Raw genomic sequence first — 26,812 nt, 5'->3', positions numbered from 1 at the left:
GTGCCTGCCTGTTTCATTGTTGCCGGTGGTGTAATAACATTGTGCTGCCGCCAGTACTGGCCACACCATGAGCGACAAGACATGAAGGCGACGATCCGCAAGATGGGCAACTCACAAGGTGTCCTGATCCCCAAGGCAATCCTGGCACAGCTGGGTCTGGAGCATGAAGTGGAAATGGAAATCGTGAATGACACGCTGGTGCTGCGCCGGCCCCGGCAGGCGCCGCGGCAAGGCTGGGCGGAAGCCAGCCAGCAGATCGCCGCGGCCGGCGACGACAGCCTGGTGCTGGGCGACCTCCCCAACGCCGACGACGCGGAGCTGAAATGGTAGCGCGCGGCGACGTCTGGCTGGTCGCGCTCGATCCCACCGTCGGCAGCGAGATCGAGAAGACGCGCCCCTGCGTCATCCTGTCTCCGCCCGAGATGCACGACTACCTGCGCACCGTGACGGTGGCGCCAATGACCACCGGCAGCCGGCCGGCGCCGTTCCGCATCCCCGTGACCTTCCAGCGCAAGACCGGCCTGATCCTGCTGGACCAGCTGCGCACCGTCGACAAGTCCCGGCTGGTGAAGCGGGCAGGCGGCCTGAGCGAGCGGACCGTGGCCGACACGTTGCGGACCTTGCGCGAAGTCTTTGCGGACTGAGCCGCGGCGCCATGGCATTTAATGCCGGCAGGCGGGCGCCGCCTGGCTTCATAAGCTTATGAAAAAGAAATAGACGCCAGGATCGTCCACGCCGCGCCATCCGGACGCAATTGCGTTAATCTGTGCCCTCTCTCCGGACAGGCGATCCCTGCCCGGCGATTGCCTCTCACTCGCCACATCACAACAAGATCTTCACAACTCCTATGCGCACGTCTTTCATCAAGCGTCTGGCGGCAACAGTGTCCGCCGTGGGTTTTATCGCCGCCGGCAGTGCCTCGGCCCAGGAACAGACCATCCGTGTCGGCACGGTCAGCGGACCGGACGCCGAAGTCTGGCAGGTGGTCCAGAAGGTGGCCAAGCGCAATGGCCTGAACGTGAAGGTCGTCGAGTTCAACGACTACGTGCAGCCCAACGCAGCGCTCGACGCCGGCGACCTGGACGCCAACAGCTTCCAGCACCAGCCGTACCTGGACAGCCAGGTGAAGCAGCGCGGCTACAAGATGCAGAGCGTGGGCTACACCTATATCTCGCCGCTGGGCGTCTACTCGAAGACCCTGAAGTCGCCCAAGGACCTGCCGCAGGGCGCCAAGGTGGCGGTGCCCAACGACCCGTCCAATGAAAACCGCGCGCTGCTGTTGCTGCAGGCGCAAGGCGTGATCAAGCTGAAGGCCGGCGCCGGCACCAATGGTTCCAATGCCACGCCGCTGGACGTGGCCGAGAACCCCAGGAAGCTGAAAATCGTGGAACTCGACGCCGCCCAGCTGGCGCGCGCCCTGCCCGATGTCGGCGCTGCCGTGATCAACACCAACTACGCGCTCGCCGCCGGCCTGCAGCCGACCAAGGACGCGATCGCGCTGGAAGACATCCACAGCCCGTACGCCAACATCATCGTGGTGCGCACCCAGGACAAGGACAAGCCGTGGGTCAAGAAGCTGGTGGCCGCGTACCAGTCGGAAGACGTGCGCCAGTTCATGAAGGCGCAGTACAAGGGCGCGATGGTGCCGTCGTTCTGATTGCCGGCGCACCACGACCGCCGCTGACAGCGGTCGCCCAGGTTTTTTCACGCGAGGCCCATGCAAGGGCTTGCAAATTCCGCCGCCTTCGGTAGAATTCGCGGCTCACCACCTGCCCAGGTGGCGGAATTGGTAGACGCACTAGGTTCAGGTCCTAGCGGTGGCAACACTGTGGAGGTTCGAGTCCTCTCCTGGGCACCAAGTTTCGGCAGAAGGCCCGCACGCAAGTGCGGGCCTTTTGTTTTTCCAGATCGGCCGGGAATGCCCGCGCCAATCGCCTACAGTAAATCCCAAAGGCGCGCTCGCGCCGCCGTCGGGAGACCTGCCGTGGGCAAACTGCAAGAGCGTCGCCGTTTCCTGGGAGCCGCGCTCAGCGGCCTGCTGGTCCCCACCCTGCCCGCCTGCGGCGGCGATGACGATCCTGCGCCAGCGCCGCCGCCCGATCCGGTTCCCGAAGCGCAGATCACCGCCGCCATCGCCCAGGTCGATACCCTCGCGGCCAACCTGATGGCCAGCTCGGGCGTGCCTGGCATGGCCGTCGCGGTGGTGCGCGGCAACCAGGCCGTTTACGCCAGGGGCTTCGGCCGCCGGCTGGTGAGCGACCCCGCGCCGGTCGATGCCGATACCGTGTTCCAGCTGGCCTCGGTGTCGAAGCCGATCGGCGCCACGGTGGTGGCGCGGCAGGTCGGGCGCGGCAGCATCGGCTGGGACACCCCGGTCATCCGGCACCTGCCAGGGTTCGCGCTGGCCGATGCGGAAACCACGCAGGCGGTCACCATCGGCGACCTCTACGCGCATCGTTCCGGCCTGCCCGACCACGCCGGCGACCGGCTCGAAGACATGGGCTACGATCGGCGCGAGGTGCTGGCACGCCTGCGCTTCCTGCCGCTGCATCCGTTGCGCGCGGTCTACGCTTACACCAACTTCGGCATGACCGCCGCGGCCGAGGCCGTGGCCAACGCCGCCGGCACCGACTGGGCCACGCTGTCCGAGCAGGCCATCTACCAGCCGCTGGGCATGACCCGCACCAGCTCGCGCTACGCCGACTTTGCCGCGCGCGACAACCGCGCGCTCGGGCACGTCAAGGTCAACGGCGCCTGGGTGCAAGGCATGGGCACCATGCCCGATGCGCAATCGCCCGCCGGCGGCGTCAGCGCCTCGGTCAACGACCTGGCCAAGTGGCTGATCCTGGTGCTGGCCAAAGGCGAGTTCGCCGGCCAGCGCATCGTCGACGCCGCGGCGCTGGCGCCGGCGCTGTCGCCGCAGATGCAAAGCGGCCCGCCGGTGCAAGGCCGGCCCGCCAGCTATTACGGCTACGGCTTCAATGTCGGCACGACCGAGCTGGGGCTGACCAGCTACAACCATTCCGGCGGGTTCGCGGTGGGTGGCGCCACCAGTTTTACGGCGGTGCCGTCGCTGAACCTGGCCATCGTCACGCTGACCAACGGCTACCCCATCGGCATCCCGGAAACGCTGAATGCGCAGTTCTTCGACCTGGTCCAGTACGGCGCCTTCCGCCGCGACTGGGGCGCGATCTTCGCCGAGGCCTTGGCGCCGCTGCTGCTGCCGGAAGGCAGGCTGGTGGGCCAGCCGCGGCCGTCCAACCCATTGCCCGCGCGCGCCTTGTCGACCTATGCCGGCACCTACCGCAACGACTACTATGGCCCGCTGCAGGTCGCCGAACAGGGCGGCGCGCTGGTCATGACGCTGGGCGCGAAGCCGCTGGTGCTGCCACTGGCGCATTGGGATGGGGATGTCTTCACCTTCACGCTCCACAACGAGAACGCCAGCCCCGGCACGATCTCGCGCGCGGCATTCGCCAGCAACCAGGTCTGGCTGGAGTACTACGACCACGAAGGGCTGGGCGTCTTTATCCGCTAGGAGAGACCATGATCAGATTCCGCGCAGTCGCCGTCGCAGCCGCCGTCGCCTTCGCCGCCGCCACGCTCGCTGCCTGCGGCACACCTGCGCCGCCGCCCACCGCGGTCGCGCAGGCGCCCGCCACCACCCCTGCCGCCGCCGGCAAGACGGAGGTCCTGTGGCTCGGCCACGCCGCGGTCCGCATCACTTCGCCGGGCGGCAAAGTCATCGTCATCGATCCGTGGCTGAGCACCAACCCGAAGACGCCCGCCGGCTTCAGGCAGCTGCCCGCGCTGGGCAAGGTCGACCTGATCCTGGTGACCCACGCGCACAGCGACCACCTCGGCGACGCCCCGGCGCTGGCGCAGCTCAACAACGCGCCGATCTACAACGGGGGCGGCATGGGCCACGCGCTGGTCAGCCTCGGCATGGTCCCGGCCGCGCTGGCACAGCGCTTCGGCAAGAGCGGCACCGTGATGCCGTTCGGCCCCACCGGACCGAAGATCACCGCGGTACATGCCGAGCACGCGTCCGAACTGGTGAGGAAGAACCCGGCCACCGGCAAGGACGAGAGCCACTACGGCGGCGAACCGGTGGGCTACATCGTCGAGATGGAGAACGGCTTCCGCATCTGGCACATGGGCGATACCGGCCTGTTCGGCGACATGCGGCTGATCGGTGAGCGGTACCGGCCCGACCTGGTGCTGATCCCGATCGGCGACCACTCCACCATGGGGCCGCAGGACGCGGCCATCGCGGTGCGCGACCTGATCCGGCCGCGCTATGCAATCCCGATCCACTACCAGACCTCGCCACAGCTGCGCGGCACGCCGGCGGAATTCAACGCCGCGCTGGGCACCGGCGCGGCCACGCAGGTGATCGTGCCGCAGCCGGGAGAGAAGATCGATTTCTGATTCGACCAGCGCCGATGTCCGCGCGCCGCCTCACGCTACGTGCACGGCGGCGCCGCGCCGCACGGCATCGCCCTCGTCCTCTCCTTCGATGCGAAGGCGGGGCAGGAACTGCGGATACTCGCGCTGCATGAAGTCGATCAGCCCTTCGCGCACCACGCAGCGCAGGTCCCACGCCAGCCCGGAAGACGCCGCGGTGCACAGCACGCGCAGCTGCATGGTGCGCTCGGTGGCATCGGTCACCACCAGGTTGAAGAAGCGCCGGTCCCACTCGGGCGCGGCATGGACGATGCGCTCCAGCTCCTTGCGCAGCGGTGCCAGCGGCATGCCGTAGTCGACATGGAAGAACACCGAGCCCAGCAGCTGCGCGCTGCTGCGGGTCCAGTTCTGGAACGGCTTTTCGATGAAATACTGCAGCGGGATGATCAGTCGGCGCTCATCCCAGATCCGCAGCACCACGTACGTGCCGGTGATCTCCTCCACGCGGCCCCACTCGCCTTCCACGATCAGCACATCGTCCAGCCGGATCGGCTGGGTCAGCGCCAGCTGCAGGCCGGCAATCATGTTGCTGAAAACCGGCTTGGCGGCAAAGCCCGCGATCAGTCCGACCACCCCCGCCGAGGCCAGCAGGCTGGCGCCGACCTGCCGCGCGCCGGGAAATGTCATCAGCACCATCGACGCGCCGATCAGCATCACCAGCGACATGGCGATGCGCGACAACACCCGCGTCTGCGTATGGATGCGCCGCGCCCCCATGTTGTCCGCCACGTCGACCGGATGCTGAGCCAGCACTCCCTGCGCCAGGCCCGCGATGATGCGGGCCGCCAGCCAGGTGGTGGCGACGATCATCAGCAGCCCGTTGAGATGCCGCACGTTGTCGATCCAGCGCAGGTCGTCCGGCGCCGCCTGCCATACGGTCTGCAACGCCAGCAGCGGCAGCACCGCCTTGGCCGGTGCCCGCGACTTGACCACGATGGCATGCAGCACCGGCGTGGCGCGCGTCATGCGCAACAGCAGCAGGCCGCCCAGGCGATGCGCGGTCAGCGCGACGATGACGGCAACCAGCGCGGCGGTCCATGTGCTGAACCAGGGATGGGCGAGAAGGATGTCAAGGTGCATGCGTCGTCCTGTTTGCCGGCGATGGCACGGCCATGGAACTAACGACACGAGGCGCGCACGGAAGTTCGCCCGCTATCGTCCTCTCACCCCACGCGGTAGCGTCGGATCACTTCCGGATCCGGGTCGATGCCCAGGCCCGGCCCGGTGGGTAGCGCGATGTTGCCGTCGCGCGGCACCACGGCATCGCCAAGCACCTGCGCGGCCATGTCGAAGTAGCGCCATTCGATCATGGCGGCGGCGTCGCCCAGCGCCGCGGTGGCATGCATCGCGGCCAGCAGCCCGGGACCATCGTAGAAGGTATGGACCATCACCTGCACGTTGTGCGCCCTGGCCAGGGCAAAGACATCGCGCAGGGCGCTGATGCCGCCCATCTTGGCCGGGCTGGGCTGCACCACATCGACGGCGCCAAGGCTTAGCAGATGCTCGAACTCCATCAGCGTGGTCGCATTCTCGCCGGCTGCAACCGGAATCGCGCAGCGCTGGCGCAGGGCCGCCAGTCCGGCGTAGTTCTCGGGCGGCCACAGCGGCTCTTCCAGCCACCTTAGCGACAAGGGCTGCAGGACGCGGGCCATGTCGATGGCCTCATGCAGCGTCCACGGGCAGTTCGTATCCAGCGTGATTTCGATTTCCGGCCCCGCGGCCGCGCGTGCGGCGCGGATCACGGCCAGGTCGACTTCGTGCAGCTTCAGGCTGCGGTAGCCATCGGCGATGGCACGCCTGACGTTGACCGCGATCGCTTCGGCATCGGCGTACCGGATCAGGCTGGCGTAGGCCGGCAACCGCTCGCAGCGCGCGCCGCCAAGCAAACGGTGGACGGGCAGCCCCGCCGCCTTGCCGCAGAGGTCCCACAGCGCGATATCGAGCGCCGACAGCCCGTAGAACAGGGGCCCGCTGCGCCCGAACACATGGAACCGGCGCTGCAGGTCCAGGCCGATTGCATCGATCCGGCTCGCGTCACGGCCGATGCAGGCCGGCGCCAGCATCTGCTCGATCGCCGCCTTCACCGCCGGAATGCCGACGAAGCCGAAGGTTTCGCCCCAGCCGACCAGGCCATCATCGGTGCTCACCTTGAGCAGCAGCGAATCGGCCGCCTGCATGCCGGCACCGCCCCAGACGCCCGCGGCCGAAACGCCGCCGACCGTGAACGGAATGCGCAGGACGATGGCCTCGATGCTTGCGATCTTCATGGCGCACTCCTTGCTCGCGCGGTCCGTCCGGCAACGCCGGCGCCCATGCCGCGCAGGACTTCAATATAGGCCACAAGGCATCTCCCACGCGCTCCTGCCGAGCGCCGCTCGGCGCAGCCGCCACCGGCCTGCGCTGGCCGCGCGGCTACGGCTGCCACCCCGGCAGCGCCGCGGCCTGCCGGATCCAGTGCGCCAGCAGGTCCTCGTCGAAGGCCTCGCCCTCGTGGATATGGAAATAGCGCGTGTCCTTGTCCCTGGACTCGACCGGCGGCACCGGATCCAGCGACATGCCGCGGAAAAACGCCACCTTGATGTACCGGGTCATGCAATGGAAGCTCAGGAACCAGCCCTGCCCCGCCCGGCCATAGAACGGCGAATTCCAGCGCACCGCCTTGCTGACATCGGGCACGTTGCGCTCGATCAGTGCGTCTAGGCGGCGGCCCGCGTCCTGCTTCCAGCCCGGCATCGCCGCGAGGTAGGCCTGCACCGGCGCATCGCCGTCGCCTTTCGGAATCTGCGGATTGCCGCCCGCCAGCAGCACCGGCTTGCCGGTGGCGGGGCGGGTGGCGGTCTTCTGCGCGGACTTGCGCGCGCTCCCTGCCGGGGTCCTGGACGTGCTGTTGGCCATGGCTGAACTCCACTGGTTGACGAGCGGCGACGAGATCGAACCCAGCGGCTATGATAAGTCGGTCAGCCAGAACCTAGAGGAACGAGCATCGATGCATCCATCGGAACAGATCGACCAGTTGATCGCCGGGTTGGCCGACTGGCGCGGCCAGACCCTGGCCAGCCTGCGCAAGGCCATCCTCGCCGCCGACAGCGGCATCGTCGAGGAATGGAAATGGATGGGCAGCCCGGTATGGTCGCGCGACGGCATGATCGCCGTCGCCAACGCCCACAAGGCCAAGGTCAAGATCACCTTTACCAACGGGGCCAGCCTGCCCGACCCGGACCACCTCTTCAATGCCGGCCTGGGCGGCAACAAATGGCGGGCCATCGACCTGGCCGAGGGCGACAAGATCGACGCACGCGCCCTGCAGGCTCTGGTCCGCGCCGCGATCGCGTTCAACCAGGCCAAGCCCAGGAAAAAAGCGCCGGTGCCCGCGCGTGCAAAGGCCAGCCAGCAGGACGACGCGTGACGCGCCCGGGGCTCAACTGCCGTCGATCTTGAAGCCGATGTCCTTGATGAACTGTCCCCAGCGCGCGTGGTCGGCACGGATCTGCGCGGCGAACGCTTCGGGCGTGACCGCCTGCGGCGGCAGCACGCCCACGCCCGCCAACCGCTTCTGGTAAGCAGGATCGGCCAGCACCTTGCGCACCGCGGCGGAGACCGCCTCCACCGTTTCCTTTGGCATCGCCTTCGGGCCGAACAGCGCGAAATAGCCGCTGAGCTGCTCCATCTCGGGGTAGCCCAGTTCGCGGAACGTGGGCGCGCCGGGCGCGAGTTCGGAGCGCTCCGGAATGGTGGTGGCCAGCACCTTGGTCTTGCCGGCCTGGTACAGCGGCACGCCGGTGGTCAGGCCGTCGATCATCAGCGGCACCACGCCGCCCACCAGGTCTTGCGTGGCGGGCGCCGAACCCTTGTACAGCACCGGCTCCAGGTTGGTGCCGGCGAGCCGGTTGAACAGCAGCGGACCGAAGTGCGACGAGGTGCCCGGACCGTACGAGGCCGAGTGGATCGGCTTGCCCGGATTCGCCTTGGCGTAGGCGACCAGTTCCTTCAGCGTGTTATACGGCGCGTCCTTGTTGGCGGCCAGCAGCACCGGCGCGCGGCCGAGTTCGGCGAGCGCGGTCAGGTCGGTCAACGGATCGTAGGGCACGCGGTTGATATGCGCGCCCGAGGTGGCCGAAGAGCCCAGCGTCACCAGCAGGGTCTGGCCGTCGTTCCTGGCGCGGATCACGTCCTGCGTGGCGGGAATGGTGGCGCCGCCGGGCTTGTTCTCCACCACCACCGACTGCCCGGTCACGCGCGTGAGATAGTCGGCGAACAGCCGTGCCACCACGTCGGTGCCGCCACCCGGCGGATAGGCCACCACCAGCCGGATGGCGCGGGCGGGCCACTGCTGCGCCATGGCGTGCGGCGCCACGCCGGCCGCCACCGCGAATGCCGCGGTGCTCAGGAACTGTCGACGATCCATAGATGAAGTCTCCGCGTTATCGTTGTGCGCCGCACGGCGGCGGATCCTTCATCTTAGTGGGGGTTCAGGCCGGGGGCACGCCCGGGTTTCCACCATGCGCATCACCGGTGAAGGCGCGCGGCGGCCCGAATCGTTCCGCGTAGATTCCCGCCACCCAGTCGACAAAGACCCGCACGCGCGGCGCCAGCTGCCGGTGGAACGGGTACAGCGCGGACACCGGCAGGTCCGGGCATGGCCACGCTTCCAGCACCGGCACCAGCCGCCCCGCGCGCAAATGATCTTCGACGCGGAAGCGCGGCACCTGGATCAGGCCGCAGCCGGCCAGCGCCGCGCTGGTATAGCACTCGGCATCGCTGACCGAAATCCAGCCGCTGGCCCGGAACGCGCGCACCTCGCCATCGACGGTCAGCGTGAACGGATAGCGGCTGTCATGGTTGCGCGAAAAAAAGCCCACGCCGACGTGTCCGGCCAGTTCCGACGGATGCTGGGGCATGCCGTGCGCCGCCAGGTATGCGGGGCTGGCGCACAGCACTTCGGGCATCTCCGCCAGGCGCCTGGCCACCAGCGACGAATCGCGCGGCCGGCCGGCGCGCACCACGCAATCGATGCCCTCCCCGATCAGGTCGACCAGGCGGTCGCCGCTGCTGATGACGAGCTCGATATGCGGGTAGCGCGCGCGGAACTCGCCGATGCGCGGCAGGATGATCAGCGTCGCATGGGTGCCGTGCAGGTCCAGCCGCAGCGTGCCGCGCGGGTCGGCTGCCTGCGTGCTGAGCGAGGTTTCGGCGTCTTCGAGCGCCTGCAGCACGCGCTTGCCGCGCTCATAGAAGGCTTGCCCGTCCAGCGTCGGGCGCACCTGCCGCGTGGTGCGCTCCAGCAGCCGGGCCCCGACGCGTGCTTCCAGCTCCTTGATCGCATGCGTGGCGGTGGCGCGCGGCATGTCCAGCGCGCTCGCGGCACGGGTGAAAGAGCCCAGTTCCACGATCCGGGTGAAAAGTTGCAGCGCGTCGAAGCGGTCCATGCGGGGGCGGCCTGTGATAGGGAACGGTCACCCGGGATTGGAATCAGCTTCGGAGCCGGCGTCAAGCCAGTGCAGGTTGCCTCGGCGCGCGCGGGGCTCGTGCAATAGCACCGGGCACCGTTTTTGCTGGCCTATATTTCAATAGTCATTTTCCGCCGCGTACAGGTGCGCCATGCCCGCAGGGGATGTGACGATAACGAAATCCGCTCAGCACCCCGGAGGTGGATTATGAGCGCCGTGCCCGAGCCGCAGGTGGCCGACAGCACTTCGCCCGCCGGCAAACGCCCCGCCACGTCCACCCGGCACGTCTGGACCCGCTATTGGGTGATCGCCAAACCCTACTGGGTCTCGCAGGAACGATGGAAGGCCGCCGGCCTGCTGGTGGTGCTGGTCCTGCTGCTGCTGGGCCAGACCCAGGCGGAAGTGCTGATCAACGAGCAGACCGGCGAGTTCACCTCGGCGCTGGCGGCCCGCGACGCCGACCGCTTCTGGGCCTCGATCCGTACCTGCCTGTATATCCTGATCGTCGCGATTCCCGTCTACGCGGTCTACTACTACATCCGCAACACGCTGGGCCTGCACTGGCGGCGCTGGATGACCCACCATTACCTGGACGGATATTTCAAGAACCGCATTTTCTACAAGCTCAATGCGGATGCCGGCATCGACAATCCCGACCAGCGCATCTCCGAGGACATCAACACCTTTACGCGGCAGTCGCTGTTTTTCCTGTCGATCGGCATCGGCGCGCTGCTGCAGCTGATTGCGTTCAGCGCGGTGCTGTGGATCATCTCCAGGGAGCTGGTCTATTTCCTGGTGGTGTACGCCATCGCCGGCACCTTTGTCTCGATCGCCTGCTTCGGGCGCGTGCTGATCGGGCTGAACTTCTACCAGCTCAAGCGCGAGGCCGATTTCCGTTTCAGCCTGATCCGGGTGCGCGAGAACGCCGAGTCGATTGCGTTCTATCGCGGCGAGCCGCAGGAGTCTTCGCATGTCCGCGGGCGCTTCGGCAAGGCGTTCCAGAACTTCGAGCGGCTCATCAGGTGGCAGCTTGGTCTGAACCTGTTCCAGTATGGCTATGGCTTCCTGACCATCCTGCTGCCCAGCGCCATCGTGGCCTCGCGCGTGCTGGACGGCGAGCTGGAAGTCGGCAGCGCGATCCGCGCCGCGGGCGCCTTCGCCGCCGTGCTGAATGCGCTGACGGTGATCGTCGACAACTTTGAAGACCTGAGCCGGTTCGTGGCCGGGCTGGACCGCCTGGACACGTTCTCCAGCACCCTGACCGGCAAACCGGCCGGCGCGCCGCGGGCGGCAGACACCATTGCGTCGCACCAGGATGCGCGGCTGGCGCTGGAACACGTCACGCTGCAGACGCCTAACCAGGAGCGCACGCTGGTCACGGACCTGAGCGTGTCGATCAATCCCGGCGAAGGATTGCTGATCGTCGGCGCCAGCGGCGGCGGCAAGAGTTCGCTGATGCGCGCCATCGCGGGACTGTGGAACAGCGGCAGCGGCCGCATCGTGCGGCCGGCGCCGCAGGACATGCTGTTCTTGCCGCAGCATCCTTACATGGTGGTCGGCAGCCTGCGCAGCCAGCTGCTCTACCCCAACCATGTCGGCCGCCAGGTGCCGGACGAAGAGTTGCTGCAACTGCTGGAGACCGTCAACCTGCGCGACATCGCCGGCCGCTTCGGCGGGCTGGACACGGAAGTGGACTGGAGCAAGGTGCTGTCGCTGGGCGAGCAGCAGCGGCTCACGATCGCGCGCGTGCTGCTGGCCAGGCCGCGCTATGTGATGCTGGACGAGGCCACCAGTGCGCTCGACATCGTCAATGAAGAAGCCCTGTACCAGTTGCTGGCCGGCTTGCAGGCCACGCTGGTCAGTGTCAGCCACCGGCCCACGCTGCTGAAGTACCACCACCAGGTGCTGGAGCTGCCGGGCGACGGCAGCTGGCGGCTGCACGCCGCACGGGATTACCGGTTTGGCTGGTGAAGGCCGGGCACGGGAAGCGCCGGCACGCGCCCGCAAGCGTTGCGCTATGCTGAACGGATTCCCACCGACCGCTTACCGGAGATCGACCATGCGCCATCGCCTGTCCGTCTGGCTGGCCGCCACCGCGGCCACCCTGCTGTGCGCCTGCGCGACCCTGCAACCCGTGCAGACCGCGCAAAACATGCTTGGCAGCCCGCAGAGCGCCGTGCGCGATACCTTCGGCGCGCCTTCCGAAACCTATTCGCTGGCGAACGGCACCAGCCGCTGGATCTATTCCAAGCAGCCGCTCGGCTTCGAGGTCTATGCCGCCGACTTCGACGCCGCCGGCAAGCTGACCAGCTTCCGCCAGATGCTGACCGAAAAGGAAATCTACGCCGCCCGCCCGGGCGTGTGGACCAAGCAGGACGTGGCCCAGCACTTCGGCCTGCCGCGCGAGCCGGTCGAGTACTACCCGATGATGAAACGCGAGGCCTGGTCGTACCGGCTCTACGCCGGCGCGTATCAGCCGGCGCACTTCAGCGCGTACTTCGATGAGCGCGGGGTGCTGGACCGCACCATGATCATCATCGATGCGATCGGCGGGGATGCGCGCGACGGCAGCAAGTAGGCGGCGCCGACTGGCAGGTCAATCGAAGCGGCAACCCGCCAGATGCCGGGGATCCATCGGGCCGGCGCCGGTCAGCCCTTCGCTGCCTGCCCCGCTACCGCGGCACCGGGCTTGCGCAGCATTTTCTCGACCTCGCCCGCATGCAGCTCTTCCAGCTGGATCAATTGGCGCGCATATTCTTCCAGCGCCACGGAGCGGCCCTCGACCAGGGCCAGCAGTTCGCGGTACAGCGCAAGCGCCTGCTGTTCGGTGGCCAGCGATTCACGCAGGATCGCGGCGATATCGGTGGTGTGGGCGTCCAGCAGCTCGCCGATGCCAAGCGAAGGATAGGCGCCCAGTGTGGTGATCCATTCGCCCGCCTGGTGCGCGTGCAGCAGCGACTCGCTGGCCTGCTCCCGCAGCCACGACACGACGGGTATGCGGCCGAAGCCGAAGATCAGGAACGAATAATGCGTGTAGCGCACCACCCCGGCGAGCTCGGCCTCGAGTATCCGGTTGAGTACGCCGACTACCTTTTCCTGTTCGATTCCCGTCATGGCAGTACCTCCGTGGGCTGGAGTGTCGACGGCAAGCCCGCGCTGCGGCCGCAGGCACGGCGCGCCGCGCCGCGCTTCAGCGGTAGACCAGCACGGGCACCCGGCAATGGGTGAGCACCTTCTGCGTTTCACTGCCGACCAGCAAGGCGTCCAGGCCCCGGCGGCCGTGCGACGCCATGAAGATCACATCACACTCGTGCCTTGCCGCGGCATCGATGATGCCCTTATAGGGAACGGTCGCGGTCATGTCCGTGGCGCAGGACACGCCTGCCGCCTCGGCCGCGGCGACCACCTGCTCGAGCCGGGCCCTCGCCCGCTCGGCTTCCTGCTCTTCGAAGGCCTTGCGCCTGGGATGGCCGGCATCGCCCGATGCCAGATAGGGATACTCCTCCATGCACGTGTAGGCGGTCAGCCTGGTGCCGTCGGCTTTGACAAAGCCGATGGCCGCCTCCATCGCCATTCTTGAAAGTTCTGAGCCGTCGGTGGCCAGCAAGATGTGCTTGAACACGATGTCCCTCCGTCCGCGGTGGTCCCCGGCGGGGTGAGGCGGTCCGCCGGTCAAGCTTCAGTATGGACAAGAATCCGGCTTGCGGCAGCAACGCGACGATGACCGGCGGCTGGCACTTGGGCAGTACCGCTCCCGGAAACGACGTTCCGGGAGCAGGCCAAGGCCGGAGCCGACCGCTTACTGCATGTGCTGGCCGCCGTTGATGGCGATATTGGAACCGGTCACATAGGCCGCATCCTCCGAGCACAGGTAGGCAATCAGCGCCGCTACTTCCTCGGGCTTGCCGACGCGGCCAACCGGGATCTGCGGCAGAATCTTTGTCTCCATGATCTCCTTGGGCACGGCGTTGACCATCTTGGTGGCCAGGTAGCCCGGCGAGACCGTGTTGACGGTCACGCCCTTGCGCGCCACTTCCAGCGCCAGCGATTTGGTGAAGCCATGCATGCCGGCCTTGGCCGCGGCATAGTTGGTCTGGCCGAACGCGCCCTTGGAGCCGTTGACCGACGAGATATTGATGATGCGGCCCCAGCCGCGCTCGACCATGCCTTCGCACAGCGGCTTGGTGAGGTTGAACACCGAATCGAGGTTGGTGCGCATCACCGCGTCCCAGTTCGGCTTGTCCATCTTCTTGAAGGCCATGTCGCGCGTAATGCCGGCATTGTTCACCAGGATGTCGACGTGGCCGACGTCGGCCAGGATGCGCGCCGCGCAGGCCTGGCAGGCGTCATAGTCGGAGACGTCGACCTCATAGGCGCGCATCTCGCGGCCGCTGGCGGCCATCGTGGCCAGCCAGTCCCCGGCCTTGGCATTGCCGGGCGAGTGCGTTACCACCACGCTATGGCCGGCGTCGTGCAGCCGGATGCTGATGGCCTCGCCGAGGCCGCCCATGCCACCTGTTACCAATGCGATTCTCTTCGTCATGCTGATTGCGTCGTCGTAAGTTGAAAGTGCCCTGCCGTGCAGGAAGGGGCATTCCCCCGGTAGCCCCGAGCAAGTTCCCGCCGTGGCGCAGGCAAAGCGCGGCCATGCCGGGCCGGACCGTGCCGGTCCCGGTTCGCATGGCTTGGGCGGGAAGATCTGGTGTCGCGGTGCTGCAGGCCGGGAACGCGGGGTTCCCGGCCTGCATGCCTGCGATCTGTGGTCAGCGCGCTGGCCGGTGGTGCCGGCCAGCGCTGTACTGTTACGCCTTGGCGGCGCGGGGAGTCGCGTTCGCGGCCGCACCCGACGCGGCTGCGGCGGTCTTGGCCAGGTTGGCCTTGGCGACTTCAGCGGTCTGCTTGGCGGCGTCCTGGAACGACTGATAGGTGGTGTTGGCGGCGGCAACACCAGACTGCAGCAGCGCGGTCAGCGCTTCCGAACCGGCCGGCGCGTTCTTCACGAAGGTGTCGACGAAAGCCTGGACGTTGCGGTTGTGCTGTTCGTACTGGGCCTCGACGGCCTTGCTCAGCTCGGCCTGCGTATTGGCGGCGATTTCATAGACGTGGCGGGCATACGCCACGGCCTTCTCGGCAGCCGGCTGCACCAGGTTGCCCTGGGCCGCGAACACTTCGCGCGGGTCCTTGCCGGCCAGCACCGCCTCGACGTTTTCCTGGCCTTCGGCGAGCGAGGTCCGGAAGGCCTGCAGGTTCAGTTCGGTCAGCTTCTGGAAACCTTCAAATGCCGTGTTCGTCAGCGCGAACAAATGGCTCACATTGGACTTCTGCGCCGCAGCAAATTGTTCGGGCGTAAAAGGTGACATGCAGATCTCCTGTGGGTGGATCGGACGGAATGGCGCACCGGCGCTGGCAAAGCGTCACGGCGCAGCGCCATGACCGTGCCGCGCCGGCAATCTTGCAGCGCACCATCGAACCCGCATCCTAGAGGGTTTGTTCCAGTTCAGGCCTAGGGATAAACCCAAAAAGTATTGGAGAACGGACAACATAAAGTGCAGCCGCCGACACTAAAGTTACAAGTGCTTACGCTGTATTGCTGCACTGCATGACAGGTGTAAGGCGGGCTTAACGCGGGTCAGCGCGCGCCAAAAAGCAAAAAACCGCAGCCGAGGCTGCGGTTCCCTGATATCCGGCGAGCCGGTTCGCGTTCAGACTTCTTCGTACAGCGGCAGCGTCAGGAACTCGGCAAAGTCCTCCGACGTCGACATCTGCTCGAAAATTTCGGCGGCGCGGTCATAGGTGCTGGTGTCGCCACCAACCAGTTCCTTGACCTTGGCCAGCTCTTCCGGGATCAGCTTGCGCACCAGCTCGGCCGTGACCTTGGTGCCGTCCTCCAGCTTGCCCTTGGGCGAGCGGATCCACTGCCACACCTGCGAGCGCGAGATCTCGGCGGTGGCGGCATCTTCCATCAGGTTGTGGATCGGCACGCAGCCGTTGCCGGCCAGCCAGGCGCCCAGGTAGTGGATGCCGACGTTGATGTTCATGCGCAGGCCGTGCTCGGTGATCGGCGTTTCCGGCTGGAAGTTCAGCAGGTCGGCGCCCTTCACCTGCACGTCCGGACGCTGCTTCTCGAACTGGTTGGGCTTGTCGCCCAGCACCGCGACGAATTCCTTCATCGCCGGCTCGACCAGGCCCGGGTGCGCCACCCAGCCGCCGTCATAGCCATCGGTGGCGTCGCGGCGCTTGTCGCTGATGATGCCTTCCATGGCGATGGCGTTCTTCTCCGGATCGTTCTTGATCGGGATCAGCGCGCTCATGCCGCCGATCGCGGGAGCGCCGCGGTGGTGGCAGGTCTTGAGCAGCAGCAGCGCATACGAGCGCATGAACGGCGCGGTCATGGTGACCTTGGCGCGGTCGGCCAGGCAGAAGTCCTTGTCGTTCTTGAACTTCTTGATGCACGAGAAGATGTAGTCCCAGCGGCCGGCGTTCAGGCCGGCGCTGTGCTCGCGCAGCTCATACAGGATCTCGTCCATCTCGAACGCGGCGAGGATGGTTTCGATCAGCACGGTGGCCTTGATGGTGCCTTGCGGCAGGCCGATTTCGTTCTGCGCCATCACGAAGATGTCGTTCCACAGGCGCGCTTCCAGATGGCTTTCCATCTTCGGCAGGTAGAAGAACGGGCCGGCGCCGCGGGCAATCTGCTCCTTGGCGTTGTGGAACAGGAACAGCGCGAAGTCGAAGATGCCGCCCGAGACGCGCTTGCCGTCGATGGTGACGTGCTTCTCGTCCAGGTGCCAGCCGCGCGGACGCACCTGCAGCGTGGCGATCTTGTCGTTCAGCTTGTACTGCTTGCCCTTCGATTCCAGCGTCAGCGTGCGGCGCACGGCGGCCTTCAGGTTGACCTGACCCTGCAGCTGGTTGTGCCAGTTGGGGGTGTTGGAATCCTCGAAGTCGGTCATGTAGCTGTCAGCGCCCGAGTTGAAGGCGTTGATCACCATCTTGGCTTCGACCGGGCCGGTGATTTCCACGCGGCGGCATTCCAGCGCCTTGGGCACCGGGGCAACCTTCCAGTCGCCTTCGCGGATGCTCCTGGTTTCCGGCAGGAAGTCGGGCACCTCGCCGGCGTCCAGGCGCTTGGCGCGCTCGACGCGCGCGGCCAGCAGTTCCTGACGGCGCGGCTCGAAGGCACGGTGCAGCTTGTCTACCAGGGCCAGGGCTTCCGGCGTGAGGATATCTTCGTAGGCCGGCAGGATCTCGCCGGTAATCTTCATGCCCGCGGGCAGCGTGATAGCCATCAGTGTTCTCCTGTTAAACGATAGCGATAGCTTTGGTTGTTGGGCGCCCTGCTATGCCGCCACGCCATGGGCGCGGACGAATTCGAGCAGGTCGTTCATGTCGTGCCCGGTGCCGGCGGGGGCCACGTCGAGCCGCTCCGCCGGATGGCCGGCACGGTTGATCCAGAAGGTGGTGTAGCCATACCAGGTGGCACCGCAGGCATCCCAGCCGTTGGACGAGACGAACAGCATCTCCTGCGCCTCCAGCCCGAAGGCCAGCGGCCCCAGCGCATAGGCGGCCGGCGCGGTCTTGTACTGGCGCACCGCATCGACCGACAGCACATGGTCGAACAGCCCATGCATGCCGGCGCTCTTGACCGAGATGTCGAGCATCTCGGCGTTGCCGTTGGACAGGATGCCCAGCGGCAGCCCGGCCTTGCGCAGGCGCTTGAGCGCGCCCAGGTTTTCCGGGAACGCCGACAGGCACGCGTATTCCTTGAGCAGCTGCGCCTCGGCCGCCTCGTCCAGCGGCAGGCCCAGGCGCTCGGCGGCGTAGCGCAGCGCGTCCACGGTGATGGCCCAGAACGGCTTGTAGTGCGCGCCGTCGGGCGCGGCCATGGTGCGGATGCGCGTGTAGTCGATCTGGCGGTCGCGCCACAGCAGCGCCAGCGCCTCGCCGCGGCCGGGGAACAGCTGTTCCGCGCGCGCGGTAACGGAATACACGTCGAACAGCGTGCCATAGGCATCGAAGACGACGGCGCGGATCTTGTTCATGAGGGCCTGGGCAACCTGCAACGCGGTGGGCAACTGGATGGAGCGGCGGCCAGGCCACGGCTGCGTGGCGCTGTACACCATTGAATGCATCGAATTGTAGGGAGACGCTGCACTGCGGCAAAGTGGTCGTCGGTCACTTGATCTTTTACTTTTACACAACTAATCTTGGCTGACTAAAACGAAACTCCGCACCAAATCCTCTTTACTGGCGACCAGCGGCCCGTCACGGCACCCGTTGCGTGGCCGGCGCGGCACACCGCGGGATCTCCGCGCATATCAGGCGAAACATTTGTGGACCATTTCAAACAACTGGAGACCTTTGTATCCGTCGCCTCGCGCGGCAGCCTGTCCGCCGCCGCCGCGGCCGAGGGCGTGGCGCCCGCGATCATCGGCCGGCGCATCGATGCGCTCGAAGAGCGGCTGGGCGTCAAGCTGCTGGTACGCACCACCCGCAAGATCAGCCTGACCTTCGAGGGCTCGGCCTTCCTGGAAGATTGCCAGCGCATCCTGAACGACCTGCATAACGCCGAGGCCAGCGTCTCGGCGGGCGGCGTCAAGGCCAGCGGCCACCTGCGCGTGACCGCGCCGGCCGGCTACGGGCGCAAGCACGTGGCGCCGCTGGTGCCACTGTTCATTGAGTCGCACCCCGATGTGTCGATCACGCTGGACCTATCCGACCGCGTGGTCGACCTGGTCAACGAAGGCTTCGACTGCGCCATCCGCCTGGGCGACCTGCCCGATTCCAGCCTGGTGTCGATCCGGCTGGCCGAAACCCGCCGCGTGGTGGTGGCCGCGCCGGACTACCTGGCGCGCGCCGGGCGCCCGATGACGCCGGAGGACCTGCAGCGCCATAACTGCCTGGCCTTCGGCGCCAGCGCCAACATGCAGCGCGGCTGGGTGTTCCAGGAGGAAGGCCGCGCCGTGACCGTGAAGGTGGGCGGCACCATGGAATGCAGCGACGGCGCGGTGCTGCACGAGTGGTGCCTGCAAGGCAACGGGCTGGCCTGGCGCTCGTGGTGGGAAGTCGGCAGCGAGATTGCCAGCGGACGGCTGGTCACGGTGCTCGACGAGTTCCAGGCGCCGCCGATCGGCATCCACGCGGTATTCCCGCAGCGCAAGCACCTGCCGCTGCGGGTGCGGCTCTTTATCGACCACCTGAAGAACACCTACGGCAACCCGTCCTACTGGCGGCGCGCCGAGCAGGCCTCGGCGCTGCCGGTGGCGGAAGTGCTCGCGGACTGATCACCGGGCCCAATGCAGGCGTGCCGGAGCACTTCGGATCGCATTGACATGACGCAATGGCCCTCTCGGCACACTGACTACAATGGATTCAAGACAGGCGTTGCCCGGCGCCGCGGCCGCACCGCGCGCACCGCGAAGCGGCGGGCGCCCTGCCCCGACCCCTAGTCAGCAAAGGAGCCCCGCATGTTCCAACATATCCTGCTTCCCACCGACGGCTCGGAACTCTCCAAGAAAGCCATCAACGGCGGACTGGAGCTCGCCAAGGCCATCGGCGCGCGCGTCACGGCCTATGTCTGCCTGGAGGAATACCCGTACACGCCGTTCAGCGAGATCGTGGTCGAGGCCCCGCAGGCGTTCAAGGACCGCATCGAGAACCAGGCCAAGCTGTATCTGAAAGAGGTCGAGAACCTGGCCACGGCGGCCGGCGTGACCTTCGACGCCGACATGTCCACCTTTGCCGTGCCCTACCTGGGCATCATCGACGCGGCCGAGCGCCATGGCTGCGACGTGATCTTCATGGCCTCGCACGGCCGCCGCGGACTGTCCGGCCTGCTGCTCGGCAGCGAGACGCAGAAGGTGCTGACGCATACCGACATTCCGGTGATCGTCTACCGCTGAACCAGGGCGCAGCGCGCGCCAAAGTCAAACCGCCCGCACCGGCATGACCGGTGCGGGCGGTTTTTTTGCTTGCGCGGGCGGCTTACGAAGCCTTGCTCATGCGCTGCTCGATGTGCTTGGCGCGGTCTTCCGAGCCCGGGTGCGACGAGAACATGCTGGACTTGCCGCCGTCGAGCTTGGCCAGCTTCTGGAACGCCGTGACCAGGCCCTTGGTGCTGGCCTTGTTCTTGGTCAGCAGGTCGAACGAGTAGTCGTCGGCCGCGGTCTCCTGCGACTGCGAGAACTGCGCGTTGATCAGCTTCTCGCCCAGTTCGCCCAACTGCGATTGAGACAGCGCCGCCACCGCGCCGTTGCCGGCCGAAGCCGCCGCGCCGCGCGCCGCGGTGGCGGTGTAGGCCACCTGCATGGCCTTCTTGGTGTGGCCCAGCGCCACGTGGCCCAGCTCGTGGCCCAGCACGCCGCGCACTTCGTCGTCGGTCATCATGTCCATCAGGCCGCTGTACACGCGCACGCAGCCGTTGGCCATGGCCCAGGCGTTGACGTCCTTGGTCAGGTAGACCTTGGCATTGACATTGGGCACGTCGCTGTTCTTCAGCCCGCTCATGATCTTGACCAGGCGCTTGTTGTAAGTGCTGTTGGCCGCGGCGATCTTGTTGGTCTTGTCCGATTCCGCGCAGGCCTGGTCCGACAGGCTCTTGACATCGGCGTCCGACAGCGTGGCAGCCTTGGCCAGCGAGGTGCCGGCGCTCAGCATGCCGTCGACACTGGTGGGCATGCCGCCGGAACAGCCGGCCAGCAGTGCCGCCGCGACGGCGCAGGAAGCGAGCGAGAGAGTTGCTTTCATGATGTTGTTCTGGGTCAGGTGGCTCGGAGTGTGCCGATAAAGGCCCCGGCACTTTAAGCCATCTGCCCGCGCGAGGGAATCACCCAAATGCTGCAAGCCGCCAAAAATGACAATTTGTTGCATTTGGATAATCTTCCAGTTCGAAGGGCGCAAAAAGTGCGGCGGCCCCGTGCACGTTTGCAGCGATTCCCCCAGCGAGTCAGCGCGGTCCGGCCGCAGGAACCACGGTCGTGCCCGCCCGCGCGATGAAGGGAATGGACTTGCCGGATCAATGGGAGTGGCTCATCCGCACCGCAACAAACCTTTACAAATCGTTCCGTGAAATCCCGGATCGGTGCCCTAGCCTGTTCCCATGCTTTCGAGGGAGACAGCCATGCCTTCGTCACGGGACACCTTCAAATTGCGTCGGCCTGGGCGTCGCACGATGAACTGGCACGACGTCGCCCTGATCGCGCTTGGATGGGTTGGTCTATGTCTCGGCGTGGGGTGGACGCTCTCCAAGGCGGCTGGCACCTTCGAGTGAATCGCCGGTACGCGCTCCCGCATCCGGCGCATGTGCGGCAGTCGCATTGAGAATAAAAAAATCGCGCCGTCCCTGAGAGAGAACGGCGCGTCGCCTAAAAGGAAGAGCGTGATGGTCGCACGCCCTTCCGAATCCCGCCGGACCCACGAGCCGGCGGGAGTGACCAGGAGAGTCAGGCCACTTTCTTGTCTTCGAAGAACTGCTCGTCTTCGGTCGAACCCTTCAGCGCGGTCGTCGACGACTGGCCGCCTTCGATGGTCTGGGTCACAGCGTCGAAGTAACCGGTGCCGACTTCGCGCTGGTGCTTGACCGCGGTGAAGCCCTTCTCGGCGGCCTTGAACTCGGCTTCCTGCAATTCGACGAACGCGCTCATCTGGTTGCGGGCGTAGCCGTAGGCCAGGTTGAACATCGAATAGTTGAGCGAGTGGAAGCCGGCCAGCGTGATGAACTGGAACTTGTAGCCCATCGCGCCCAGTTCGCGCTGGAACCTGGCGATGGTGGCGTCGTCGAGGTTCTTCTTCCAGTTGAACGACGGCGAGCAGTTGTAGGCCAGCATCTTGCCCGGGAAGCGGGCGTGCACGGCTTCGGCAAACTTCTTGGCGAACTCCAGGTCCGGCTTGCCGGTTTCGCACCACACCAGGTCGGCCACCTCGGCGTAGGCCAGCGCGCGCGAGATCGACTGCTCCAGGCCGTTGCGGACGCGGTAGAAGCCTTCCACGGTGCGCTCGCCGGTGCAGAACGGCTTGTCGTTGTCGTCGATGTCCGAGGTCAGCAGGTCGGCGGCCTCGGCGTCGGTACGGGCGATCACCAGGGTCGGCACGCCCGAGACGTCGGCGGCCAGGCGCGCGGCGGTCAGCTTGGCGACGGCTTCGCGGGTCGGCACCAGCACTTTGCCGCCCATGTGGCCGCATTTCTTCACCGAGGCGAGCTGGTCTTCGAAGTGCACGCCGGCGGCGCCCGCTTCGATCATGGCCTTCATCAGTTCAAAGGCATTCAGCACGCCGCCGAAGCCGGCCTCCGCGTCGGCCACGATCGGGGCGAAGAAGTCGGTGTCGCCCGTCCCTTCGCTCCACTGGATCTGGTCGGCGCGCTGGAAGGTGTTGTTGATGCGCTTGACCACTTGCGGCACCGAGTTGGCCGGGTACAGCGACTGGTCGGGGTACATTTCGCCGGCCAGGTTGGCGTCGCCGGCGACTTGCCAGCCCGACAGGTAGATCGCCTTCAGGCCAGCCTTGACCTGCTGCATGGCCTGGTTGCCGGTCAGCGCGCCAAGCGAGTTGACGAACGGCTCGGTGTGCAACAGCTTCCACAGCTTCTCGGCCCCCCGGCGTGCCAGGGTGTGCTCCACCTGGACCGATCCACGCAGGCGCACCACGTCTTCGGCCGTGAAGTTGCGCCGGATACCTTTCCAGCGCGGATTGGTATCCCAGTCTTTCTGCAGGGCCTGGATCTGCTCTTGGCGGTTCATGATCACTCTCCTGAACGTGATGGGGGATGGCTGACGATTTCGTGCTCGCCTGACCCGGGCTGCGTCGCGTCGCCGATGCGCTGGCCGCTGGTTACGCTCCCAAGGTCCTGTGTCTTATATAAGAGTGTAGAGAACGCTGCGGCGTCGCAACAACCCCGAACCCGTGCCTTGCCCTGGTTTTATTTTTCTTTTAAATCATATAGTTGCCAAAAATATTCCATGATGCGGGACAGAATCTTCCATCATGAGAAATGGCGTTGTGCTTCGCAAACCGGTATTTTTGTGGTCCAAAACCATTTTTCACATAATGAAAAATGGGCAGATGTGGCGCAAACTGCTAGTGGACGCGACTCGCGCGCAGCGCCGTTGAGGCCGGCGCGCCCTCGATATGGTCGACAAATTCTCCGACCATCGCCGCAAACCCGGCCGGGTCCGCCAATGGCAGCCAGTGCTGCGCCGGCACCGTGCGGCGCCAGAGTTGCGAGGTCCAGCGGTGCATGCCCTCGGTCACCGCGGGCTTCACGTAACGGTCATGCAGCGGCACGATCAGCTGCACCGGCGCATGCGCAGCTCGGCGTCGTGGCGCGCGCAGCGCCGGCAGGATATTGGCGCGGTACAGCCGCACGCCATGGCAACCGTCCGCGGCCTGGGTGGGGTTCGGTCCGACGCGCAAGCCCTCGGTCAGGCGCAGGTAGCTGGGCCACGCCCGGCCCAGCCAGAGGCGCCAGGACAACTCGGGCAGCCATGGCAAGTGGAAAAAGCCGATGTACCAGGATGCCACAAGCTGGCGCAGCGCCTGACCCAGCGCCGCCGGCGATTGTTGCTGGCGCAGTTCGCGCAGCGCGATGGCCGCGTGGTCCAGGCACGGGCCGGAGCAGGAGGTGAAGGAGGCAATGCGCCCCTGGAGACGGGGATCGGTAACGAATTCCCAGCCCTGGATCGAGCCCCAGTCGTGGCCGACCAGGTGCACCGCGCGCTGCGGCGACACCGCGTCGATCACGGCGATGAAGTCGTCGGCCAGCTTCTGCAGCCGGTAGGCCGCGGTTGCCTGCGGTGCGGTCGAGCGCCCGGCGCCGCGCACATCGTAGGCCACCACGTCGAAGCGCCCGGCCAGCTGCGCCGCCACGGCGTGCCAGACCTCGCTGTTGTCGGGATAGCCATGCACCAGCACGACGGTGGGCCGCATCGGCCCGGGCTCGCCCCAGCGCCTAGCGGCGAGGCTCACGTCGCCGGCATCGATGAAGCACGATTGCGAGACTGGCTGCGGGACTTGCGGAGCAGGCATGGCCGTCGGTTCCATGGGTCGATGTCATGGTCGGCCATGCTACGCAAAAAAAAAGCAAACGGCGCCGCCAAGGGCACCGCAAATGGGCGCGCCTGTTTGAAACGCGTCCCGGATTCAGGCCGCGGCCGTATCGCGGGCGCGCCGATAGGCGACCCAGTCGCCGCTGTCGATGCGCGGCAGCGTAGCGACCGCGGCGTCGGCCACCGGGTACAGCAGGCAGGCGACGGGCTGGCCGTCGAGCTGCACCGCCTGTTCCTCGCGCACGAACAGCGTCGCTTGCCCCGGATAAACTTCCTCGATTTCATCCAGCACCGGCAGCAGGGCTTCGGCAATCTCGTAGATATCGCCGACCACCGGCCCGCCGCCGGCATCCGGCACCAGGCCGGGATAGGTGCCAAAGTCATAGAGCCTGCCGGCCACCGCAGCCGTGCCCAGCAGCGTGGGCGCGGCAATGCCGTGGCGCCGGGCGGCGGCGTTCAGGTCGTTGACCTCGCCGGCGCGCAGCGTGCCGTAGACAAAGACGCGCGGCATGCTCAGCGCTCCAGCTTTTCGTCGGCGACCAGGATCCCGTCGGCATCGACATAGATCCAGTTGCCCGGGCGCACCACGGCGCCCGGCATCTGCACCGTGACCTCACTCTCGCCCACGTTGCGCTTCTGGCTCTTCTGCGGGTGCGCGGCCAGCGCGCGGATGCCGATGTCGCACACGTCCAGTTCGGCGGTATCGCGGATGCAGCCATTGACGACGATGCCGACCCAGCCGTTCTTCTCGGCCAGCAGGCCCAGGTTGCCGCCCACCAGCGCGCAGCGCAGCGAGCCGCCGCCGTCGATCACCAGCACGCGGCCGTGGCCCGGCGACTCCAGCGTGGCGCGCACCAGCGAGTTGTCTTCGAATACCTTGAGCGTCGCCGCCGGACCGGCAAACGCAAGCTGCTTGCCGAAGGCGCGGAACACCGGCGCCATCACGCGCAGCGTGCCGTCGGCAAGGCGGTCTTCATGGGCGTCGCACAGGTCGGTGGTGACGGGCTTCATCTCGGGGTCTCCTGGTCGGTAAGAAAGTATGCGGTCGGGTCGCGCAGCGTCACGGTTTCTGGCTGGCCAGCGCCTGCGCCCGGATCGCGCTCAGCGTGGTGCGCGGCGTGATCACGTCCGGGTCCACCTGGATTTCGATCAGCGTCGACACCGGCGCGGCCAGCGCCTCGCGCAACGCCGGCGCAAAGGCCCCGGTGGTGGTCACGGTAGCGCCGCGTGCCCCATAGGCGCGCGCCAGCGCGGCAAAATCGGGATTGCGCAGCTCGGTGCCGGACACATGCGTCGGGTATTCGCGTTCCTGATGCATGCGGATGGTGCCGTACATGCCGTTGTTGACGACGATGATAATCACCGGCGCCTGGTATTGCATCGACGTAGCAAGTTCCTGGCCATTCATCAGGAAGCAGCCGTCGCCGGCCAGCGCCACCACGGTACGCTGCGGGAAGGCGATCTTGGCACCCACTGCCGCCGGCACGCCATAGCCCATCGCGCCGCTGGTCGGCGCCAGCTGGCCGCGGCCGCCTGCGGTGAACGGGCGATAGTGGAAATAGCGGTGCAGCCAGCCGGCATAGTTGCCGGCGCCGTTGGTCACCACCGCGTCGGCCGGCAGCGACTGGTCGAGCGTGCGGATGACTTCGGCCATGTCGACGCCCTGCCCGGTGAACGGCGGCGGCTGCAGGTAGCGTTCGTAATCGGCGTGCGCGGCTTCGGTCCAGGCTTGCCAGCGGGGCGCGGCCGGCGGCTGCAGGCCGGCCAGGCGCGCGGCGATGGCGGGCATCGCGGCCTGGATCATCAGGTCGGCCTGGTACACGCTGCCCAGCTCTTCGGCGCCGGCGTGCACATGGACCAGCTTCTGGACGGGGCGCGGCGCGGCGATCAGTGCGTAGCCGCCGGTGGTCATCTCGCCCAGCCGCGGGCCGATCGCAAGCACCAGGTCGGCGTTGCAGATGCGCTCGGCCAGCGCGGGATTGATGCCGATGCCGACATCGCCGGCGTAGTTGGGATGGCGGTTGTCGAACAGGTCCTGGCCGCGGAAGGCGCAGCCCACCGGCAGCCTGAAGCGCTCGGCAAAGGCCTGCAGGTCGGCGCAGGCCTGCGGCGTCCAGCCGCTGCCGCCGGCCAGCACGAACGGGCGCTCGGCGGCGTCGAGCATTTCGGCCAGCCGCGCCAGCTCGGCCTCGCCGGGCCAGGCCATGACGCGCTGATAGGCCTGCAACTGCGGCACCGCGGCGGTCTGCGCCAGCATGTCTTCCGGCAGCGCCAGCACCACCGGGCCCGGACGGCCCGAGGTGGCGGTCTGGTAAGCGCGCGCGATGTATTCGGGGATGCGCTCGACCCGGTCGATCTGCGCCACCCACTTGGCCATCTGGCCGAACATGCGGCGGTAGTCGATTTCCTGGAAGGCCTCGCGGTCGATGAAATCAGTGCCGACCTGGCCGATGAACAGGATCATCGGGGTCGAGTCCTGGAACGCGGTATGCACGCCGATGCTGGCATTGGTGGCGCCAGGCCCGCGCGTGCAGAAGGCCAGCCCGGGACGGCCGGTCAGTTTGCCGTAGGCTTCGGCCATCACCGCGGCCCCGCCCTCCTGGCGGCAGACGATGAAGCGCAAGCGGTCGCGGCGGCGGTGGAAGCCATCGAGCACCGCCAGGTAGCTTTCGCCCGGCACGCCGAAGGCCAGCTCGGCGCCGTGCGCCAGCAGCGCATCGACCAGGATATGGCCGCCCGGCAGCGGCGTGCCACGATCGGTCTCTTCAGGCTGGGTGGCGTTGGCCGGCGTCGTTGGCATGGAAACGTTCCTCAGGCAAGCGGATTCGGATAGCGGTGGGCTGGCGCGCCAGGTGG

At 66.9% G+C, this 26,812-nt stretch carries 27 protein-coding genes and 1 tRNA gene; 11 read left to right on the top strand and 17 right to left on the bottom strand.

The window, feature by feature from the left end; all coding sequences use genetic code 11:
• Window positions 1–81 precede the first annotated feature (81 nt).
• The 6 genes from LIN44_RS08595 (at window position 82) to LIN44_RS08570 (ending at window position 4,431) form a co-directional block, all read left to right on the top strand.
• The gene (locus LIN44_RS08595) at window positions 82–330 is read left to right on the top strand and encodes an AbrB/MazE/SpoVT family DNA-binding domain-containing protein (RefSeq protein WP_227311803.1); all 249 of its coding nucleotides are present in this window, start codon (window positions 82–84) and stop codon (window positions 328–330) included.
• Complete coding sequence (locus LIN44_RS08590) at window positions 324–644, top strand: type II toxin-antitoxin system PemK/MazF family toxin (RefSeq protein WP_116356652.1); 321 nt, start codon at window positions 324–326, stop codon at window positions 642–644. Before LIN44_RS08595 ends, LIN44_RS08590 begins: the two co-directional genes overlap by 7 nt.
• Window positions 645–847: 203 nt before the next feature.
• Window positions 848–1,657 carry a MetQ/NlpA family ABC transporter substrate-binding protein gene (locus LIN44_RS08585; RefSeq protein ID WP_227311802.1) on the top strand — a complete coding sequence of 270 codons (810 nt, stop codon included), beginning with the start codon at window positions 848–850 and terminating at the stop codon, window positions 1,655–1,657.
• A 114-nt stretch (window positions 1,658–1,771) separates the two neighbouring features.
• Window positions 1,772–1,858, top strand: a tRNA-Leu gene (locus tag LIN44_RS08580).
• A gap of 126 nt (window positions 1,859–1,984) precedes the next feature.
• Window positions 1,985–3,538 carry a serine hydrolase gene (locus LIN44_RS08575; protein ID WP_227311801.1) on the top strand — a complete coding sequence of 518 codons (1,554 nt, stop codon included), beginning with the start codon at window positions 1,985–1,987 and terminating at the stop codon, window positions 3,536–3,538.
• Window positions 3,539–3,546: 8 nt separating this feature from the next.
• Complete coding sequence (locus LIN44_RS08570; RefSeq protein WP_227311800.1) at window positions 3,547–4,431, top strand: metal-dependent hydrolase; 885 nt, start codon at window positions 3,547–3,549, stop codon at window positions 4,429–4,431.
• A gap of 30 nt (window positions 4,432–4,461) precedes the next feature.
• Here the strand turns inward: LIN44_RS08570 and LIN44_RS08565 are convergent, their stop codons facing one another.
• From LIN44_RS08565 to LIN44_RS08555, 3 genes are all read right to left on the bottom strand, one after another.
• Complete coding sequence (locus LIN44_RS08565) at window positions 4,462–5,547, bottom strand: mechanosensitive ion channel family protein (RefSeq protein ID WP_227311799.1); 1,086 nt, start codon at window positions 5,545–5,547, stop codon at window positions 4,462–4,464.
• 83 nt (window positions 5,548–5,630) lie between these two features.
• Window positions 5,631–6,734, bottom strand: a complete 1,104-nt coding sequence (locus LIN44_RS08560) for a mandelate racemase/muconate lactonizing enzyme family protein (protein WP_227311798.1) — start codon at window positions 6,732–6,734, stop codon at window positions 5,631–5,633.
• A gap of 145 nt (window positions 6,735–6,879) precedes the next feature.
• A complete protein-coding gene (locus tag LIN44_RS08555) occupies window positions 6,880–7,362 on the bottom strand; it encodes a DUF1801 domain-containing protein (RefSeq protein ID WP_227311797.1) in 483 nt (160 codons plus the stop codon).
• A 91-nt stretch (window positions 7,363–7,453) separates the two neighbouring features.
• Here LIN44_RS08555 and LIN44_RS08550 point away from each other — a divergent pair, with 91 nt between their 5' ends.
• Window positions 7,454–7,873 carry a DUF1801 domain-containing protein gene (locus LIN44_RS08550; protein ID WP_227314363.1) on the top strand — a complete coding sequence of 140 codons (420 nt, stop codon included), beginning with the start codon at window positions 7,454–7,456 and terminating at the stop codon, window positions 7,871–7,873.
• Window positions 7,874–7,885: 12 nt separating this feature from the next.
• On the opposite strand, the gene LIN44_RS08545 is transcribed toward LIN44_RS08550, so the two are convergent.
• Both LIN44_RS08545 and LIN44_RS08540 read right to left on the bottom strand, forming a co-directional pair.
• Window positions 7,886–8,872 (bottom strand): tripartite tricarboxylate transporter substrate binding protein, encoded by a 987-nt coding sequence (locus LIN44_RS08545; protein ID WP_227311796.1) that lies wholly within the window; start codon window positions 8,870–8,872, stop codon window positions 7,886–7,888.
• Window positions 8,873–8,936: 64 nt separating this feature from the next.
• Complete coding sequence (locus LIN44_RS08540; RefSeq protein ID WP_227311795.1) at window positions 8,937–9,893, bottom strand: LysR family transcriptional regulator; 957 nt, start codon at window positions 9,891–9,893, stop codon at window positions 8,937–8,939.
• Window positions 9,894–10,121: 228 nt separating this feature from the next.
• On the opposite strand from LIN44_RS08540, the gene LIN44_RS08535 reads away from it, so the two are divergent.
• Both LIN44_RS08535 and LIN44_RS08530 read left to right on the top strand, forming a co-directional pair.
• A complete protein-coding gene (locus LIN44_RS08535) occupies window positions 10,122–11,885 on the top strand; it encodes an ABC transporter ATP-binding protein/permease (RefSeq protein WP_227311794.1) in 1,764 nt (587 codons plus the stop codon).
• 88 nt (window positions 11,886–11,973) lie between these two features.
• Window positions 11,974–12,492, top strand: a complete 519-nt coding sequence (locus tag LIN44_RS08530; protein WP_227311793.1) for a hypothetical protein — start codon at window positions 11,974–11,976, stop codon at window positions 12,490–12,492.
• A 71-nt stretch (window positions 12,493–12,563) separates the two neighbouring features.
• Here the strand turns inward: LIN44_RS08530 and LIN44_RS08525 are convergent, their stop codons facing one another.
• From LIN44_RS08525 to LIN44_RS08500, 6 genes are all read right to left on the bottom strand, one after another.
• Window positions 12,564–13,028 (bottom strand): bacterioferritin, encoded by a 465-nt coding sequence (locus LIN44_RS08525; protein ID WP_227311792.1) that lies wholly within the window; start codon window positions 13,026–13,028, stop codon window positions 12,564–12,566.
• 76 nt (window positions 13,029–13,104) lie between these two features.
• Window positions 13,105–13,536, bottom strand: a complete 432-nt coding sequence (locus LIN44_RS08520) for a universal stress protein (RefSeq protein ID WP_227311791.1) — start codon at window positions 13,534–13,536, stop codon at window positions 13,105–13,107.
• Window positions 13,537–13,713: 177 nt separating this feature from the next.
• Window positions 13,714–14,457 (bottom strand): acetoacetyl-CoA reductase, encoded by a 744-nt coding sequence (phbB, locus tag LIN44_RS08515; RefSeq protein WP_227311790.1) that lies wholly within the window; start codon window positions 14,455–14,457, stop codon window positions 13,714–13,716.
• Window positions 14,458–14,716: 259 nt separating this feature from the next.
• A complete protein-coding gene (gene phaP3 / locus LIN44_RS08510) occupies window positions 14,717–15,274 on the bottom strand; it encodes a TIGR01841 family phasin PhaP3 (RefSeq protein WP_227311789.1) in 558 nt (185 codons plus the stop codon).
• 342 nt (window positions 15,275–15,616) lie between these two features.
• Window positions 15,617–17,203 carry a malate synthase A gene (gene aceB, locus LIN44_RS08505; RefSeq protein WP_227311788.1) on the bottom strand — a complete coding sequence of 529 codons (1,587 nt, stop codon included), beginning with the start codon at window positions 17,201–17,203 and terminating at the stop codon, window positions 15,617–15,619.
• Window positions 17,204–17,254: 51 nt separating this feature from the next.
• A complete protein-coding gene (locus LIN44_RS08500) occupies window positions 17,255–17,956 on the bottom strand; it encodes a haloacid dehalogenase type II (RefSeq protein ID WP_116295444.1) in 702 nt (233 codons plus the stop codon).
• A gap of 291 nt (window positions 17,957–18,247) precedes the next feature.
• Between LIN44_RS08500 and LIN44_RS08495 the strand changes: the two genes are divergently transcribed.
• Both LIN44_RS08495 and LIN44_RS08490 read left to right on the top strand, forming a co-directional pair.
• A complete protein-coding gene (locus tag LIN44_RS08495; protein ID WP_227311787.1) occupies window positions 18,248–19,198 on the top strand; it encodes a LysR family transcriptional regulator in 951 nt (316 codons plus the stop codon).
• A gap of 183 nt (window positions 19,199–19,381) precedes the next feature.
• Window positions 19,382–19,816 (top strand): universal stress protein, encoded by a 435-nt coding sequence (locus tag LIN44_RS08490; protein WP_012353026.1) that lies wholly within the window; start codon window positions 19,382–19,384, stop codon window positions 19,814–19,816.
• A gap of 82 nt (window positions 19,817–19,898) precedes the next feature.
• On the opposite strand, the gene LIN44_RS08485 is transcribed toward LIN44_RS08490, so the two are convergent.
• The 6 genes from LIN44_RS08485 to LIN44_RS08460 all read right to left on the bottom strand — a co-directional run bounded on the left by LIN44_RS08485 (window position 19,899) and on the right by LIN44_RS08460 (window position 26,756).
• Complete coding sequence (locus tag LIN44_RS08485) at window positions 19,899–20,660, bottom strand: M48 family metalloprotease (protein WP_227314316.1); 762 nt, start codon at window positions 20,658–20,660, stop codon at window positions 19,899–19,901.
• Between the two features lie 695 nt (window positions 20,661–21,355).
• Window positions 21,356–22,651, bottom strand: a complete 1,296-nt coding sequence (gene aceA / locus LIN44_RS08480; RefSeq protein WP_227314315.1) for an isocitrate lyase — start codon at window positions 22,649–22,651, stop codon at window positions 21,356–21,358.
• Window positions 22,652–22,988: 337 nt separating this feature from the next.
• On the bottom strand, window positions 22,989–23,936 hold the full coding sequence (locus LIN44_RS08475; RefSeq protein ID WP_227314314.1) for an alpha/beta fold hydrolase: 948 nt from the start codon (window positions 23,934–23,936) through the stop codon (window positions 22,989–22,991).
• Between the two features lie 114 nt (window positions 23,937–24,050).
• The gene (locus LIN44_RS08470; RefSeq protein ID WP_227314313.1) at window positions 24,051–24,467 is read right to left on the bottom strand and encodes a gamma-glutamylcyclotransferase; all 417 of its coding nucleotides are present in this window, start codon (window positions 24,465–24,467) and stop codon (window positions 24,051–24,053) included.
• Window positions 24,468–24,469: 2 nt separating this feature from the next.
• On the bottom strand, window positions 24,470–24,967 hold the full coding sequence (gene rraA, locus LIN44_RS08465; RefSeq protein ID WP_227314312.1) for a ribonuclease E activity regulator RraA: 498 nt from the start codon (window positions 24,965–24,967) through the stop codon (window positions 24,470–24,472).
• 49 nt (window positions 24,968–25,016) lie between these two features.
• The gene (locus LIN44_RS08460; RefSeq protein ID WP_227314311.1) at window positions 25,017–26,756 is read right to left on the bottom strand and encodes a thiamine pyrophosphate-binding protein; all 1,740 of its coding nucleotides are present in this window, start codon (window positions 26,754–26,756) and stop codon (window positions 25,017–25,019) included.
• Window positions 26,757–26,812: the final 56 nt, after the last annotated feature.

Origin of the sequence: Cupriavidus sp. MP-37 (genome assembly GCF_020618415.1) — a bacterium.
Classification (GTDB): Bacteria; Pseudomonadota; Gammaproteobacteria; order Burkholderiales; family Burkholderiaceae; genus Cupriavidus.
Note: the sequence above shows the minus strand (reverse complement) of the source record. Positions and strands in the feature narration are given on the sequence as shown.

Bases quoted from the DNA above. Each gene is read 5' to 3' on its own strand.
- LIN44_RS08595 (WP_227311803.1), top strand. From the start codon at position 82: ATGAAGGCGACGATCCGCAAGATGGGCAACTCACAAGGTGTCCTGATC.
- LIN44_RS08590 (WP_116356652.1), top strand. From the start codon at position 324: ATGGTAGCGCGCGGCGACGTCTGGCTGGTCGCGCTCGATCCCACCGTC.
- LIN44_RS08585 (WP_227311802.1), top strand. From the start codon at position 848: ATGCGCACGTCTTTCATCAAGCGTCTGGCGGCAACAGTGTCCGCCGTG.
- LIN44_RS08570 (WP_227311800.1), top strand. From the start codon at position 3,547: ATGATCAGATTCCGCGCAGTCGCCGTCGCAGCCGCCGTCGCCTTCGCC.
- LIN44_RS08565 (WP_227311799.1), bottom strand. From the start codon at position 5,547: ATGCACCTTGACATCCTTCTCGCCCATCCCTGGTTCAGCACATGGACC.
- LIN44_RS08560 (WP_227311798.1), bottom strand. From the start codon at position 6,734: ATGAAGATCGCAAGCATCGAGGCCATCGTCCTGCGCATTCCGTTCACG.
- LIN44_RS08555 (WP_227311797.1), bottom strand. From the start codon at position 7,362: ATGGCCAACAGCACGTCCAGGACCCCGGCAGGGAGCGCGCGCAAGTCC.
- LIN44_RS08550 (WP_227314363.1), top strand. From the start codon at position 7,454: ATGCATCCATCGGAACAGATCGACCAGTTGATCGCCGGGTTGGCCGAC.
- LIN44_RS08545 (WP_227311796.1), bottom strand. From the start codon at position 8,872: ATGGATCGTCGACAGTTCCTGAGCACCGCGGCATTCGCGGTGGCGGCC.
- LIN44_RS08540 (WP_227311795.1), bottom strand. From the start codon at position 9,893: ATGGACCGCTTCGACGCGCTGCAACTTTTCACCCGGATCGTGGAACTG.
- LIN44_RS08535 (WP_227311794.1), top strand. From the start codon at position 10,122: ATGAGCGCCGTGCCCGAGCCGCAGGTGGCCGACAGCACTTCGCCCGCC.
- LIN44_RS08530 (WP_227311793.1), top strand. From the start codon at position 11,974: ATGCGCCATCGCCTGTCCGTCTGGCTGGCCGCCACCGCGGCCACCCTG.
- LIN44_RS08525 (WP_227311792.1), bottom strand. From the start codon at position 13,028: ATGACGGGAATCGAACAGGAAAAGGTAGTCGGCGTACTCAACCGGATA.
- phbB (WP_227311790.1), bottom strand. From the start codon at position 14,457: ATGACGAAGAGAATCGCATTGGTAACAGGTGGCATGGGCGGCCTCGGC.
- phaP3 (WP_227311789.1), bottom strand. From the start codon at position 15,274: ATGTCACCTTTTACGCCCGAACAATTTGCTGCGGCGCAGAAGTCCAAT.
- aceB (WP_227311788.1), bottom strand. From the start codon at position 17,203: ATGGCTATCACGCTGCCCGCGGGCATGAAGATTACCGGCGAGATCCTG.
- LIN44_RS08500 (WP_116295444.1), bottom strand. From the start codon at position 17,956: ATGAACAAGATCCGCGCCGTCGTCTTCGATGCCTATGGCACGCTGTTC.
- LIN44_RS08490 (WP_012353026.1), top strand. From the start codon at position 19,382: ATGTTCCAACATATCCTGCTTCCCACCGACGGCTCGGAACTCTCCAAG.
- LIN44_RS08485 (WP_227314316.1), bottom strand. From the start codon at position 20,660: ATGAAAGCAACTCTCTCGCTCGCTTCCTGCGCCGTCGCGGCGGCACTG.
- aceA (WP_227314315.1), bottom strand. From the start codon at position 22,651: ATGAACCGCCAAGAGCAGATCCAGGCCCTGCAGAAAGACTGGGATACC.
- LIN44_RS08475 (WP_227314314.1), bottom strand. From the start codon at position 23,936: ATGCCTGCTCCGCAAGTCCCGCAGCCAGTCTCGCAATCGTGCTTCATC.
- LIN44_RS08470 (WP_227314313.1), bottom strand. From the start codon at position 24,467: ATGCCGCGCGTCTTTGTCTACGGCACGCTGCGCGCCGGCGAGGTCAAC.
- rraA (WP_227314312.1), bottom strand. From the start codon at position 24,967: ATGAAGCCCGTCACCACCGACCTGTGCGACGCCCATGAAGACCGCCTT.
- LIN44_RS08460 (WP_227314311.1), bottom strand. From the start codon at position 26,756: ATGCCAACGACGCCGGCCAACGCCACCCAGCCTGAAGAGACCGATCGT.